The sequence below is a fragment of the Streptomyces sp. NPDC037401 genome (assembly GCF_055602345.1).
Genome location: NZ_JBVJWO010000005.1, coordinates 223,055 through 237,313, shown reverse-complemented (window position 1 = coordinate 237,313; position 14,259 = coordinate 223,055). Strand labels below are relative to the sequence as shown.

General features: G+C 71.4%; 13 protein-coding genes. 6 read left to right on the top strand and 7 right to left on the bottom strand.

Features of this window, described 5'->3' with window-relative positions:
• Nucleotides 1-22 precede the first annotated feature (22 nt).
• Nucleotides 23-1,870 carry a glutamine--fructose-6-phosphate transaminase (isomerizing) gene (gene glmS, locus ACZ7H1_RS06815; RefSeq protein ID WP_470784340.1) on the bottom strand — a complete coding sequence of 616 codons (1,848 nt, stop codon included), beginning with the start codon at nucleotides 1,868-1,870 and terminating at the stop codon, nucleotides 23-25.
• A 115-nt stretch (nucleotides 1,871-1,985) separates the two neighbouring features.
• Between glmS and ACZ7H1_RS06810 the strand changes: the two genes are divergently transcribed.
• From ACZ7H1_RS06810 to ACZ7H1_RS06800, 3 genes are read left to right on the top strand one after another with little or no spacing between them, the layout of a single operon-like run.
• Entirely contained in the window at nucleotides 1,986-2,393 is a 408-nt protein-coding gene (locus ACZ7H1_RS06810; RefSeq protein WP_470784339.1) for a hypothetical protein, read from the top strand.
• Entirely contained in the window at nucleotides 2,390-4,159 is a 1,770-nt protein-coding gene (locus tag ACZ7H1_RS06805) for an alpha/beta hydrolase (protein ID WP_470784337.1), read from the top strand. The genes ACZ7H1_RS06810 and ACZ7H1_RS06805 overlap by 4 nt, the downstream gene beginning before the upstream one ends.
• Entirely contained in the window at nucleotides 4,149-4,688 is a 540-nt protein-coding gene (locus tag ACZ7H1_RS06800) for a hypothetical protein (protein WP_470784336.1), read from the top strand. The genes ACZ7H1_RS06805 and ACZ7H1_RS06800 overlap by 11 nt, the downstream gene beginning before the upstream one ends.
• A 53-nt stretch (nucleotides 4,689-4,741) precedes the next feature.
• Here the strand turns inward: ACZ7H1_RS06800 and ACZ7H1_RS06795 are convergent, their stop codons facing one another.
• Nucleotides 4,742-5,464 carry a hypothetical protein gene (locus tag ACZ7H1_RS06795; protein ID WP_470784334.1) on the bottom strand — a complete coding sequence of 241 codons (723 nt, stop codon included), beginning with the start codon at nucleotides 5,462-5,464 and terminating at the stop codon, nucleotides 4,742-4,744.
• A 296-nt stretch (nucleotides 5,465-5,760) separates the two neighbouring features.
• Between ACZ7H1_RS06795 and coaA the strand changes: the two genes are divergently transcribed.
• Both coaA and ACZ7H1_RS06785 read left to right on the top strand, forming a co-directional pair.
• Nucleotides 5,761-6,756, top strand: a complete 996-nt coding sequence (gene coaA / locus ACZ7H1_RS06790) for a type I pantothenate kinase (protein WP_470784332.1) — start codon at nucleotides 5,761-5,763, stop codon at nucleotides 6,754-6,756.
• Nucleotides 6,757-6,777: 21 nt separating this feature from the next.
• Nucleotides 6,778-7,746: a DUF389 domain-containing protein gene (locus ACZ7H1_RS06785; protein WP_470784330.1), complete on the top strand. Its 969-nt coding sequence runs from the start codon at nucleotides 6,778-6,780 to the stop codon at nucleotides 7,744-7,746.
• A gap of 28 nt (nucleotides 7,747-7,774) precedes the next feature.
• On the opposite strand, the gene glmM is transcribed toward ACZ7H1_RS06785, so the two are convergent.
• The 5 genes from glmM to ACZ7H1_RS06760 all read right to left on the bottom strand — a co-directional run bounded on the left by glmM (nucleotide 7,775) and on the right by ACZ7H1_RS06760 (nucleotide 13,392).
• Nucleotides 7,775-9,133, bottom strand: coding sequence for a phosphoglucosamine mutase (gene glmM, locus ACZ7H1_RS06780; RefSeq protein ID WP_470784329.1), 1,359 nt, complete (start codon nucleotides 9,131-9,133; stop codon nucleotides 7,775-7,777).
• A gap of 129 nt (nucleotides 9,134-9,262) precedes the next feature.
• Entirely contained in the window at nucleotides 9,263-9,784 is a 522-nt protein-coding gene (gene rpsI / locus ACZ7H1_RS06775; protein ID WP_470784327.1) for a 30S ribosomal protein S9, read from the bottom strand.
• Nucleotides 9,785-9,826: 42 nt separating this feature from the next.
• The gene (gene rplM, locus ACZ7H1_RS06770) at nucleotides 9,827-10,270 is read right to left on the bottom strand and encodes a 50S ribosomal protein L13 (protein ID WP_470784325.1); all 444 of its coding nucleotides are present in this window, start codon (nucleotides 10,268-10,270) and stop codon (nucleotides 9,827-9,829) included.
• Between the two features lie 206 nt (nucleotides 10,271-10,476).
• Complete coding sequence (locus ACZ7H1_RS06765) at nucleotides 10,477-11,730, bottom strand: glycosyltransferase family 87 protein (protein ID WP_470784323.1); 1,254 nt, start codon at nucleotides 11,728-11,730, stop codon at nucleotides 10,477-10,479.
• A gap of 33 nt (nucleotides 11,731-11,763) precedes the next feature.
• Nucleotides 11,764-13,392, bottom strand: coding sequence for an ABC-F family ATP-binding cassette domain-containing protein (locus tag ACZ7H1_RS06760; protein WP_470784321.1), 1,629 nt, complete (start codon nucleotides 13,390-13,392; stop codon nucleotides 11,764-11,766).
• Nucleotides 13,393-13,455: 63 nt separating this feature from the next.
• Here ACZ7H1_RS06760 and ACZ7H1_RS06755 point away from each other — a divergent pair, with 63 nt between their 5' ends.
• Complete coding sequence (locus ACZ7H1_RS06755) at nucleotides 13,456-14,256, top strand: hypothetical protein (protein WP_470784319.1); 801 nt, start codon at nucleotides 13,456-13,458, stop codon at nucleotides 14,254-14,256.
• Nucleotides 14,257-14,259 lie beyond the last annotated feature (3 nt).

Genomic DNA, 14,259 nt, shown 5'->3' with positions numbered 1-14,259 from the left:
ATCCTCACGAACCTCGGCGAACTCACTCCACCGTCACCGACTTCGCGAGGTTACGCGGCTGGTCGACCTCGTTGCCCCGGGCGGTGGCCAGCTCGCACGCGAACACCTGCAGCGGCACCGCCGCCACCAGCGGCTGGAGCAGCGTCGGCGTGGCCGGGATGCGGATCAGGTGGTCGGCGTAGGGGGCGACCGCCTCGTCCCCCGCCTCCGCGATCACGATGGTGCGTGCGCCCCGGGCCCGGATCTCCTGGATGTTCGACACGATCTTGTCGTGCAGCACCGAGCGCCCGCGCGGCGACGGCACGACGACCACCACCGGCAGGTCCTCCTCGATCAGCGCGATCGGCCCGTGCTTGAGCTCGCCCGCCGCGAAGCCCTCGGCGTGCATGTACGCGAGCTCCTTCAGCTTGAGCGCGCCCTCCAGCGCCACCGGGTAGCCCACGTGCCGCCCCAGGAACAGCACGGTGTTCTTGTCCGCCAGCGACCGAGCCAGCTCGCGCACCGGCTCCATCGTCTCCAGCACCGCGTCCACGGCGCCCGCGATGTCCGACAGCTCCCGGATCACGGCCTGGATCTCGTCGCCCCACTTGGTGCCGCGCACCTGCCCCAGGTACAGCGCCACCAGGTAGCACGCCACCAGCTGGGTCAGGAACGCCTTCGTCGAGGCGACCGCGACCTCCGGGCCGGCGTGCGTGTACAGCACCGCGTCCGACTCCCGGGGGATCGTGGAGCCGTTCGTGTTGCAGACGGCGAGCACCTTCGCCCCCTGCTCGCGCGCGTGCCGCAGCGCCATCAGGGTGTCCATCGTCTCGCCGGACTGCGAGATCGCGATGACCAGCGTGCGCTGGCCGAGGATCGGGTCGCGGTAGCGGAACTCGCTCGCGAGCTCGGTCTCGCACGGGATCCGGGTCCAGTGCTCGATGGCCAGCTTCGCGATCATCCCCGCGTGGTAGGCGGTGCCGCAGGCGACGATGACGACCTTGTCGACCTCCCGGAGCACGGAGTCGGGGATCCGCACCTCGTCGAGGGTCAGCGAGCCGTTCGCGTCGATCCGGCCCAGCAGCGTGTCGGCGACGGCCTTCGGCTGCTCGGCGATCTCCTTGAGCATGAAGTAGTCGTAGCCGCCCTTCTCCGCCGCGGACGCGTCCCAGTCGACGTGGTACGCCCGCACGTCCGCGGGCGCTCCGGCGAAGTCCGTCACCGTGACGCCGTCGCGGCGCAGTTCCACGACCTGGTCCTGGCCCAGCTCGATGGCGGACCGCGTGTGGGCGATGAACGCCGCGACGTCCGAGGCGAGGAAGGACTCGCCCTCCCCCACGCCCACCACCAGCGGGGAGTTGCGGCGCGCGCCGACCACCACGTCGGGCTGGTCGGCGTGTACGGCGACGAGCGTGAAGGCTCCTTCGAGCCGCCGGCACACCTGCCGCATGGCCTCCGCCAGGTCGCCGACCGCGGAGAACGCCTCGGCGAGCAGGTGGGAGACGACCTCGGTGTCGGTCTCCGACTCCAGCCGGTGCCCGCGCTCCGCCAACTCGTCGCGCAGCCGCGCGAAGTTCTCGATGATGCCGTTGTGGACGACGGCCACCCGCCCGGAATTGTCCAGGTGGGGATGGGCGTTGGCGTCCGTGGGCGCGCCGTGGGTGGCCCAGCGGGTGTGCCCGATCCCGGTGGAGCCGGCCGGCAGCGGCCGCCCCACCAGCTCCTTCTCCAGATTGACGAGCTTTCCGGCCTTCTTCGCGGCGGCGAGACCGCCGTCCGCCAGCACGGCCACGCCCGCCGAGTCGTAGCCCCGGTATTCGAGCCGCTTGAGTCCTGCGATGACGACATCGAGCGCGGACTGCGCTCCCACGTATCCCACGATTCCGCACATGTGCGGCAGCCTACGCCGCTCTTCGGCTCCCGCCCGGGACCCGGACGGGAGGAAAACCCCGGCTCGCCTTTGCTAGCTTCACAGGAACAAACTTGCGATCTCGGAGGGGTGGGGCGTGGCACTCGACGCCAAGTGGCAGGACTTGTTCGGCCCGGGAGGGTCCGGGGACGGTATGGCACTCGCCTCCGCCGCCACACCCGGAGGCGGCGGCTCCGGCGGTTCCGACCTGCAGGCCGACCCGGCACCGTGGTCCGCCGCGGGCGCGGTCGCCAAGTCCCTGCAGGGGACCACCGGAACGTCCCTCACCGAACTGGGCACCGCCCACGAGGGCGTGGCCGCGGGCACCGCCGGTTTCAGCTCCACGAGCGCCCTGGAGGGCGTCCGCGGCTCGTGGCAGGCCCGCCTGGGCGCGGTCCGCGACGAATGCGGGCGGCTGGAGGAGGCCTGCGTCTCCACCGGCCGGGACTTCGGCGAGCGCGAGGACGAGAACGCGCGCCAGATGCGAGAGGCGAACCGACCGTGACGACCTGGCAGCAGCTGCGGGACGTGCAGCTGGGCGAGTACGAGGCCGCGGCCGACGGCTGGGGCAGGGTCTCCAGTCAGGCGAGCGCCTCCAAGGACCGCGTCGACAGCGAGATGCTCGCCCGGATCCGGGAGTCCCAGAAGGGCGCCGCCGCCGACGCCGCGGTCGCCGACATGGAGCGGCTCAGCCGCAACTACCAGTACGTACACACCGAGTGCGGCCTGATCCGCACCACCCTGAACGCGCTCGCGAGCGAACTGTCCCACCCCCAGCAGAAGCTGAAGCACGCCCTGGAGGAGGCCGAGAGCCGCAACTTCACCGTCCACCCGGACGGGTCCGTCGAATACCCGGCGGCCGAGGCCGAGACCCCTCTGCTCGAGCCCGGCCCCGGCGGCACCGCCACCCCGGGCGCGCCCGCCCCGCTCCAGCCCGGCACCGGGGAGACCGGCCCCAACCCCAACAAGGCCGTCGCCGAGGAGATAGCCGAGCGCATCGGCGCCGCCGTCCGCGAGGCCAACGAGATCGACGGCCGGTACGCGGGCGTGCTCGCCAAGCTGTCCACGAACGACCAGCTCGACGTCACCGACGCGATGCTCGCCGACGCCGGTTCCGACACCGCCGACGTACGGACGGCCGCCGCGAAGTACGCCGCCGGCTCGGAGATCCCCCAGGACAAGTCCCCCGCAGAGAACGCGCAGTGGTGGAACGGCCTGACCCCCGAGCAGCGCGACGAGTACGCCACCCTCCACCCGGCCGCCGTCGGCGCCCTCGACGGCCTCCCGGCCACCGTCCGCGACGACGCCAACCGCATGGTCCTCGCCGAGTCGAAGGCGGCGTACCAGCTGGAGCTGAACGCCATCCCGGCCGAGCCCTCCCCCAAGTGGGTCAACGGCGGCCCGCGCGTCGGCATGGTCTACAGCGACGCGTGGATCGGCTGGAACAAGCAGCACGGCGAACGCCAGGCCCACCTGAACGAAGCCCTCAAGGGCATGCGGGCGATCGACGACCGTTTCGGGGCCACCGGCAAGGAGGGCCTGCCCGAGGCCTACCTGCTCGGCTTCTCCCCCGAGGGCAACGGCCGCGCCGTCATCGCCAACGGCAACCCCGACACGGCCGACCACACCGCCGTCTTCGTCCCCGGCACCACCTCGCACCTCGGCTCGGTGGGCGGCGACATCAAGCGCATGGCCGATCTCTGGGAAGCCTCCACCACCATGGCCGCGCCCGGCACCAGCGTCTCCACCATCACCTGGCTGGGCTACGACGCACCGCAGGACATCGTCAAAGACTCCCCGTTCAGCCACTACGCGAACGACGGCGCCCCCGCGTTCAACCGGTTCATGGAGGGCCTCGACCACACCAACCCGGACGGCCACCACACCGCCGTCGGCCACTCGTACGGCACCACGCTCATCGGATCCGCCGCCCGGCAGGGCGAGCTGAACGCCGACGACGTCGTCTTCGCCGGCAGCCCGGGCGTCCAGGTCGGAGCGGCCTCCGAGATGGACGTCCCCGAGGGCCACGTCTGGAACGAGGAAGCCGACGGCGACGCGGTGCCCGACATCGGCCGGTGGGGCCACGGCGGCGAGCAGTGGCGGCTCGGCGGCGGCGTCTTCATCATCCCCAGCGACGACCTCTTCGGTGCCAACCAGATGAGCACCGACACGGAGGGCCACAGCGACTACTGGCTGCCGGGCAAACAGAGCCTGCTCAACCAGGCCGCCGTGGTGACCGGCGACTACCAGGCGGTCGAGCGTGAAGACTAGGCACTACGCGGCGGTGGTCCTCGCCGCCGTGACGACCCTCTCACTGAACGGGTGCAGCATGACCGACTCCGGCTCGAAGGACCCCGAGGTCCGCGGCGTCCGAAGCCTCGACGAGGCGACGGCTGCCACCAAGCAGGTCTCCAGCGAGATCTTCGACGTCATCGGCCTCAAGGGCGAGACCACGGGCGGGGGCGTGCGCATCAGCGCGTGCGGCGACCGCGACTCCGAGAAGTACTACACGACCTTCCACCCGTGGGGGCTGGCCGGGCACGGCTCCGAGGAGCTCCGCACCGCGATGGTCCGGCTCAGGGACGGGCTCCCCGGGCGCGGGTGGAAGATCGTCGCGTACGGCCCCAACACCAGCAAGGCCGGGAACCTGGAGCTGACCGCGGACCACGGCACCCGGCACTTCGGCGTGAACGTCGTCCTGATGGACAAGCGGGACGGCGGCAGGCCTCCGCAGCTCACCGTCAGCGTGGTCTCCGGCTGCTACGAGGTCCCCGAGGGCGAGCGCGTCGACCGCTACTGACATGCGGATGCCCCCGGTGCCCGCAGGGGCTCCGGGGGCATCCGCACGCAGGCTCAGCCCAGCTTCTTCAGCTGCGCCTCGATGAGCGCGGTCGGCATCGCGGTCTTGCCCGTGAAGCTGATCGAGTGCAGGGTCACCAGCGTGTTGCCCTTGCGGACGACGACCAGCTTGGTCTGCGCCTTCTCGCCGTCCATGTCCGCAGTCTGCGTCCAGGCCACGGCCTCGTCGCCGGCCGTCAGGGTCTCCGGCGCCAGACCGTAGACCTTGGTCTTCTCGTCCTTCGTGGTGCTCGTGTAACCGCCCTTGCACGACTCGCCGGCGGCCTTCAGCGTGGCGATGGCCTCCTCGGCGCCCTTGCCCTCGTACGAGCCGAGGGTGATGCCGGTGGCGGTGATGCTCATCAGGTCCTTGGCCTGGGCGGGCTCACCGGTCGCCATGACCGAGGCGCTCGCGGCGGGCTTGCCGACCGAGATCAGCGACGAGGCCTCGTTGATGGCCTTGCACTCGGACTTGTCGGGGTTGGTCTCCGCGGCCTTGACCAGCTCCTCGGCCCCGGCCTTCTTGATCTGGTGCTTCGGGACGTCGCCCTGCGCCAGCGCGAGCTTCTCCAGCTCGGGCGCCGTCAGCGCCTTGACCGCGGGCGCCGACGAGGACTCCTTCCCGCCGTCCTTGGACTCCTCCTTCGAGGAGGACTCCGAGGTGCAGGCGGTGGCCAGCAGGGCCAGGGACGCGGCGGACGCGATCATGACGGAACGGCGGACGAGGGTGCTACGCATGGCTGAATCTCCCCTAGGACTCACAAGACCGGCAGGCCGGGCGCACGTCGACAGGACGGCGGCGCTCACGGAAAGCCGCGACGACCTGCAATCTACGGTCGCCGTCCCCCCGCGCCGCACGAATTCGACCCCCTCCCGGTGATCGTGACAGCGGTGAGACACGAGGGCGCCCCAATCGCAATACAGTCCCGTACAACCCCACAGCCTGCACACATGCCCGTCACCGCGCCGCCACGTGCACGCCACGTGACCGAGCCCACGGTCCACAACCGCCGCCCAGCGCCGACAATGGCCCTGTGATCACTTCGCCGCCACGAAGCGGAACCGACCGGCGCCGGACCGAGGCGTCGCCGTACGTCGACCTCACCCGCGCCGAGTGGAGCGCCCTGCGCGAGCGCACCCCCCTCCCGCTCACCGCCGACGAGGTCGAGCGGCTGCGCGGCCTCGGTGACGTCATCGACCTGGACGAGGTACGCGACGTGTACCTCCCGCTGTCCCGACTGCTGAACCTGTACGTCGGCGCCACCAGCAACCTCCGCGGCGCCGTCAACACCTTCCTCGGCGACGCCGGCAACGGCCACGGCGCCCAGACCGGCACCCCGTTCGTCATAGGCGTCGCCGGCAGCGTCGCCGTCGGCAAATCCACCGTCGCCCGCCTCCTCCAGGCCCTGCTCGCCCGCTGGCCCGAGCACCCGCGCGTCGAACTGGTCACCACGGACGGCTTCCTCTACCCCATGGAGGAGCTGCGTGAGCGCGGGCTCACCTCCCGCAAGGGCTTCCCCGAGTCGTACGACCGCCGCGCCCTGACCCGCTTCGTCGCCGACATCAAGGCCGGCAAGGACGAGGTCACCGCCCCGGTCTACTCCCACCTCATCTACGACATCGTGCCCGGCGAGCGGCTGACCGTACGCCGCCCGGACATCCTGATCGTCGAGGGCCTGAACGTGCTCCAGCCCGCGCTGCCCGGCAAGGACGGCCGCACCCGGGTCGGCCTCGCCGACTACTTCGACTTCAGCGTGTACGTCGACGCCCGGCCGGAGGACATCGAGCGCTGGTACCTCAACCGGTTCAGGAAGCTGCGCGAGACGGCGTTCCAGAACCCGTTCTCCTACTTCCGCAAGTACACCCAGGTCTCCGAGGAGGAGGCCATGGACTACGCCCGGACGATGTGGCGGACCATCAACCGGCCCAACCTGCTGGAGAACGTCGCCCCCACCCGCGGCCGCGCCACCCTCGTCGTCCGCAAGGGACCCGACCACAAGGTACAGCGGCTCAGCCTGCGCAAGCTGTAGGGGCGCGGCTAGGGTGCGGCCATGCTGCATCTACGGATGATCACCCCGCCCGACCGCACGGAGGCCGTGGTCGAGCTCGTCGAGAGCACCGTCGGCACCACCCATCTGGTCGTGCTCCCGGGAGCGGCACGCGAGCCGGCCGGGGACCTCGTGCTCTGCGACATCGCCCGCGAGGCGGGTGACGAGCTGCTGCACGGCCTGCGGAAGCTGGGCATCGACGAGAACGGCTCGATCGCCGTGGAGAACATCGACCTGTCGCTGTCGACCCGCGCCGAGCGTGCCGAGGAGGAGGCCCCCGGAGAGGGCGCCGACGCCGTCCTGTGGGAGCAGCTGAGCGAGGCGACCCACGAGGAGTCGACCCTCACCATCACCTACAGCGCCTTCATGATCCTGGCGACGATGATCGCGGCCTGCGGCGTGGTCCTCGACAACGCCGTCCTGATCGTGGGCGCGATGGCGGTCGGTCCCGAGTTCGGGCCGCTCGCCGGCATCTGCACGGCCCTCGTGCAGCGCGCTCCGAAGCCGGCCGCCCGCTCCCTCGTCGCCCTGGTCGTCGGGTTCACCGCGGCGATCGCGGCCACCACGGTGTTCACCCTGGTGATGGACTCCCTCGGGATGTTCGAGGAGGAGATGCTGGACAACGCGCGCCCGAACACCAGCTTCATCTGGCAGCCGGACCCGTTCTCCTTCGTCGTCGCCCTGCTCGCGGGCGCGGCCGGAGTCCTCTCCCTGACCTCGGCCAAGTCGGGCGCGCTGGTCGGCGTGGCCATCTCGGTGACGACCGTCCCCGCCGCGGCCAACGCCGCCGTCGCCCTCGGCTACGGCGACCTGGGCCAGATGTGGGGATCGGGCGAGCAGCTGGCGATCAACCTCGGCGGCATCGTCCTCGCGGGCGTGCTGACCCTGTACGGCCAGAAACTGCTGTGGCGCACCCAGCGGGGGCGCTGGACCCGACCGCCGGGTGCGCGACGCGGCACCGGGAGGAAGTGACCTTCCGGATCACCCGGAAGGGTGAGGGCTAACCGAGGGCGGACTTGACCGCGTCGGCCAGCCGGCCCGCCACCGAGCGGGCCTGCTCGATGTCGGCGGCCTCGACCATCACGCGGACGAGCGGCTCGGTGCCCGAGGGGCGCAGCAGGACGCGGCCCGTGGAGCCCAGCTCTCGCTCGGCGTCCGCCACGGCAGCCGCCAGCTCGCCGGAGGTGCCGACCCGGGACTTGTCGACGTCGGGGACGTTGATCAGGATCTGCGGCAGGCGGTTCATGACGCCCGCCAGGTCGCCCAGCGAGCGGCCGGTCGCGGCCACCCGCGCGGCCAGCATCAGGCCGGTCAGGGTGCCGTCACCGGTGGTGGCGTGGTCGAGGATGATCACGTGGCCGGACTGCTCGCCGCCGAGCGCGTAGCCGTGCTCCTTCATCGACTCGAGCACGTACCGGTCGCCGACCGCGGTCTGGACGAGGTCGATGCCCTCGGCCTCCATGGCCAGCTTGAAGCCGAGGTTCGACATGACGGTCGCGACCACGGTGTTCTCGCGCAGCTGGCCGGCCTCGCGCATGGCGAGCGCCAGCACGGCGAGGATCTGGTCGCCGTCGATCTCGTTGCCCTGGCCGTCGACGGCCAGGCAGCGGTCCGCGTCGCCGTCGTGCGCGATGCCGAAGTCGGCGCCGTGCTCGATCACGGCCGCCTTCAGCAGGCCCAGGTGGGTGGAGCCGCAGCCGTCGTTGATGTTGAGGCCGTCCGGCTCGGCGCCGATCGTGACGACCTCGGCACCGGCGCGCGTGAAGGCCTCGGGCGAGACGTGGGCGGCCGCGCCGTGCGCCTCGTCGAGGACGATCTTCAGGCCGTCGAGACGGTTGGGCAGTACGCCGATCAGGTGGGCGACGTAGCGGTCGAAGCCCTCGTCGTACGAGCGGACGCGTCCGACGCCGGAACCGGTCGGGCGCTCCCACGGGGCACCGGTGCGGTGCTCCTCGTACACGGACTCGATCTTGTCCTCGAGGTCGTCGGCGAGCTTGTGGCCGCCGCGCGCGAAGAACTTGATGCCGTTGTCGGGCATGGCGTTGTGGCTGGCCGACAGCATCACGCCGAGGTCGGCGCCCAGCGCACCGGTGAGATACGCCACCGCGGGAGTGGGCAGCACACCGACGCGCAGGACGTCCACGCCGGCGCTCGCGAGACCCGCGACGACAGCCGCCTCCAGGAACTCGCCGGAGGCCCGGGGGTCACGCCCGACCACGGCGGTCGGCCGGTGCCCTTCGAAGGTGCCCGCCTCTGCGAGCACGTGCGCCGCAGCCACGGAGAGGCCGAGCGCGAGCTCAGCCGTCAGATCCGCGTTGGCGACACCGCGTACACCGTCCGTGCCGAAGAGTCGTCCCACTGTTGTCCTCCGAGTTACCGAGATCGAGCGCGTTGAGACAGATATACGTCGCTTTTGGCGATAAACGAACCGCCCCGGCAGCACAGAGTGTGCCGCCGGGGCGGATTCGTGCAGAACAGCGGGCGGAGATTAGCGCTTGCTGTACTGCGGGGCCTTGCGGGCCTTCTTGAGACCGGCCTTCTTGCGCTCGACCGCACGGTCGTCGCGGGAGAGGAAGCCGGCCTTCTTCAGGGCGGCGCGGTTGTTGTCCACGTCCGCCTCGTTGAGGGCGCGGGCCACGCCGAGGCGCAGGGCGCCGGCCTGGCCGGAGACGCCGCCACCCGCGATGCGGGCGATGACGTCGTAGCGGTTGTCGAGCTCGAGCACCTTGAAGGGCTCGTTGACTTCCTGCTGGTGCACCTTGTTCGGGAAGTAGTCCTCGAGGGTGCGACCGTTGATCTTCCACTTGCCGGTGCCCGGAACGATCCGGACGCGGGCGATGGCGTTCTTGCGACGGCCCAGGCCGGCGGCCGGCTGCGGGTCGCCGAAGCGGCCGGCAAGGGACTCGGAGGTGTAGTCGCCCTCGACGACGACCTCAGACTCGCTGGTGTACTCCTCGACGTTGCCCTCGAACTCGTCGACGGGGGTCGTCTCGGCGGTGGTCTCGGCCACGATGCTCCTCAGAATTTTCTACGTCTTAGGGGGTGGCCGGAACTACTGCGCGACCTGGGTGATCTCGAACGGCACCGGCTGCTGGGCAGCGTGGGGGTGCTGGTCGCCCGAGTAGACCTTCAGCTTCGAGAGCATCTGACGGCCCAGGGTGTTCTTGGGGAGCATGCCCTTGATGGCCTTCTCCACGGCCTTCTCCGGGTTGTCACGGAGCAGGTCCTCGTAGCGGACGCTACGGAGGCCGCCCGGGAAGCCGGAGTGGCGGTACGCCATCTTCTGCGACGCCTTGTTGCCGGACAGGTGGACCTTGTCGGCGTTGACGATGATGACGAAGTCGCCCATGTCCATGTGGGGGGCGTAGGTCGGCTTGTGCTTGCCCCGCAGGAGGGTAGCGGCCTGGGTGGCCAGACGGCCGAGGACAACGTCCTGGGCGTCAATCACGTGCCACTGGCGCGAAATGTCGCCGGGCTTGGGGCTGTACGTACGCACGGTCGTATGCCTTCGCTTCTTCAGTGATGGGTCCTGACAAGGGTCACCACGGACGATCACGACAGCCCTGGTGCACGCCGGGGACGCAACCCGTGTGTACCGCTGGTCATCGGCCCGGTGGACCGGCGTAAGGGCCCTTTCACGTGAGAATGAACAAGCCAATACGCATAACGAACCAGCAGGATACCTGTGCTGCCCCGGACGGGTCAAAACGCCGGTCGACTTCCGGCCTCGGCCGGCTCGTCGGCGCGCACAGCTCCTGCAGTTCGTACGCTCACCAGACTAACCCGCGCGCGACCCGCACACCTCCGCATGAGCGCCACGGCGAGCACACAGAGCGTGAAGCAGTCCAGGAAGGCACGGCTGTGCCCACCGCCCCGGAAGGGCCACGGCAGGCCCCCCGCCTGCGGCACCAGAGCCACCCAGAACCAGGGCGAACGGGTCACGGAGTCCGGCCGCGCCGCCGACGCGAGCAGCACCGGGAGCACCACCAGCAGGTAGTGGTCGAACGACGGCCGCGAGACCAGAAAAGCGGCGAGCATCACCATCGCGGCCGTCTCCACCAGCCTCCGGCCCTCGTACGGCCCGTCCCCGGGCGCGTCCGCGGAAGGGCGGCGCCACCGCCGCCAGGCGCACCACAGCCCCGCCAGCGCACCCACGGCGGCCACCGCGACGGCCGCCGGCTGCGGCACCCCGAGCCGCGGCAGCACCGCGACCGGCGAGGCGTCCCACGGAAGGGCGAAGGAGTCCTGCCCCCGGAGCAGGAACGGCAGCGTCTTCGTGAAGAAGAGCGTCGGGCCGGGCATCAGGAGCGCGCCGGCCAGCGAGGCCGCGGCCGGCACCAGCACGACGGCCGCCAGCCCCCGCCACTGCCGGGCGAGCAGGAACAGCACGGCGAGGGGCACCAGCATCGGCTTGAAGGCGATCGCGAGCCCGACCAGCAGGCCGGCCGCGGGCCAGCGCCCCCGCGACGCCAGCAGCAGCGCGCACGGCAGGGCCGCCGCGGAGACACAGGTCCAGTTCCCCAGCAGCACGAGGTTCGCGTACGGCTTGAACAGCAGCGCCAGGACCCCGCAGCCGCCCACCGCGAGCCGCGAGCGGACCGGCACGGCGAAGATCCGCAGCGCGCACCACCAGCCGGCCGCGAGCAGCCCGGTGGTCACCAGCGGGGCGGCCCACCGCAGCACCGGCACCGGCAGCAGCGCCTCCGGCACCGCCGCGAGCACGGCGCTCGGCAGGTACAGGAACCGCTTGTCGGCGTACGGCGACCCGCCGGCCAGCAGCGTGTCGGCGGCCTTCACCACGAAGGCGTTGTCCATACCGCCGCCCGGAGCCCGTACGCCCGCGCAGACGGCCACCGTCAGCAGCACGCCGAGCGATGCGACCCGCCACGGCCGGGGCGCGGGCCGCAGCAGCCACTCCCCCGCGGGCGCGCCCGTCCCCCGCTCCTTGCGACCCATCCCCCGGATGTTAGGGGGCCGGGCCCCGCCCGCTCACCGCTCCCGCTCGACCCGCCGCTCGTCCCACACCGGCTCGGTGCTCTCCCGCACGACCCCGTCCGTGCCGAAGACCAGGTACCGGTCGAAGGAACGCGCGAACCAGCGGTCGTGCGTCACGCACAGCACCGTGCCCTCGTAGGCCTCCAGGCCCTCCTGGAGGGCCTCCGCCGACTCCAGGTCCAGGTTGTCCGTCGGCTCGTCCAGCAGCAGCGCCGTGGTGCCCGCCAGCTCCAGCAGCAGGATCTGGAAGCGCGCCTGCTGCCCGCCGGACAGCTTCTCGAACGGCTGGTCGCCCTGCCGCTCCAGCTCGTAGCGGCGCAGCACCGACATGGCGCCGCCCCGGTCCTTGGCGTGCTCCGTCCACAGGATGTCGACGAGCGTGCGCCCGAAGAGCTCCGGGTGCGCGTGCGTCTGCGCGAAGTGGCCGGGGACGACCCGCGCGCCGAGCTTCCACTCGCCGGTGTGCCGCACGTCCTCGCCTGCGAGCAGCCGCAGGAAGTGCGACTTCCCCGAGCCGTTCGACCCCAGGACCGCGACCCGCTCGCCGTAGTAGACCTCCAGGTCGAACGGCTTCATCAGGCCGGTGAGCTCCAGGTTCTTCGCGGTCACCGCCCGCACGCCGGTACGGCCGCCCCGCAGCCGCATGGTGATCTCCTGCTCCCGCGGCGGCTCCGGCGGCGGACCCGCCTCCTCGAACTTCCTCAGCCGGGTCTGCGCGGCCGAATAGCGGGACGCCAGCTCGTGGCTGACCGCGGCCGCCTGCCGCAGCGTGATCACCAGCTTCTTCAGCTGCGCGTGCTTCTCGTCCCAGCGCCGCTTCAGCTCCTCGAAGCGGGCGAAGCGCTCCTTGCGCGCCTCGTGGAACGTGTCGAAGCCGGCGCCGTGCACCCACACGTCCGAGCCGTCGACGCCCGGCTCCACGCTCACGATCTTCTCCGCGGCCCGCGCCAGCAGCTCCCGGTCGTGGGAGACGAAGAGCACCGTCTTGCGCGTGGCCTTCAGCTGGCCCTCCAGCCACCGCTTGCCCGGCACGTCGAGGTAGTTGTCCGGCTCGTCCAGCAGCAGCACCTCGTCCGGACCGCGCAGCAGCGCCTCCAGCACCAGCCGCTTCTGCTCACCGCCGGAGAGCGTGCGCACCTCGCGGAACTGCGCCTTGTCGTACGGCACCCCCAGCGCGGCCATCGTGCACACGTCCCACAGGGTCTCGGCCTCGTACCCCTGCACGTCCGCCCAGTCGCTGAGCGCCTGCGCGTACGCCATCTGCGCGGCCTCGTCGTCGACCGTCATGATCAGGTGCTCGGCGCGGTCCACGGCCTTCGCGGCCTCCCGGATCCGCGGCTGCGCCACCGACACCAGCAGGTCCCGGACCGTGCGGTCGTCCCGGACCGAACCCACGAACTGCGACATCACGCCCAGCCCGCCGCCCACCGTCACGGCACCGCCGTGCGGCTGCAGCTCGCCCGAGATCAGCTTCAGCAGCGTGGTCTTGCCCGCGCCGTTCGCTCCGACCAGGGCGACGACGGACCCCTCTCCCACCCGGAAGGACGCGTCCGACAGCAACACGCGCCCGTCCGGCAGGAAATAGTCCAGGTGTCCGGCTTCAAGATGTCCCATGCCACGCATTGTGACGGTCTCCGGAGCAGACCCCCAAGCGGGTTTCCCGCAGCACCGCCTAGGATGCGCGGCATGAGCTTTGGGGAGGGACCCGTCCGACCGCGTCCGCAGACGCCGGACTGGGAGGCGATGGCCGAGGCCGCGGCCGCGGAACGGCGCCGCCGGAAGCGGCTGTGGACCGGCGGCGGGATAGTCGCCGCGGCCACCGTGGCCGCCGTCGTGGCCACGACACTGGCCGTCACCGGGGACGACTCTCCCCCCGACAAGGCCGACGGGACCGGACAGGGCCGGACGGCCGCCCCGGAGTTCGCGGCCTCCGCCCCGGCCTCGCCGCACCCCCTGGACTACCTCGGCAGCGCGAAGACCGACCGCGCCCGCTTCAACTCCAGCAGCTTCTTCCCCACCTTGAAGGCCGAGCTCAGCGGCCGTACGTACACGAAGATCGCCGGCGACACGAACAGCGACTGCGCCAAGGCCGCCCCGGCCGCGGTCGCCGCGGTCCTCAAGAAGAACGGCTGCCTGAAGCTGATCCGCGCCAGCTACCAGCTCGGCGGCATCGCCACCACCGTCGGCGTCGCCGCCTTCGAGGACTCCGCGCACGCCGCCCGCGCCAAGGAGCAGCTGCCCGGCCCGGTCGCCGCGCTGCCGCCCCGCAAGGGCAAGAAGTTCTGCCCTTCCGGCACGGTCTGCCGGCGCACCGCCAACAGCTACGGCCGCTTCCTGTACGTCACCCTGACCGGCTTCCAGAGCGGCAGGAACGTCACCAAGAAGGACCGGGCCGTCCTGGTGGCCGGCAACGACCTCGCCGAGTACACCTTCCAGCGGCTCATCAAGCGCGGACGCGCCCTCGCCGAGGCCTCCAACGGCCACTGACCC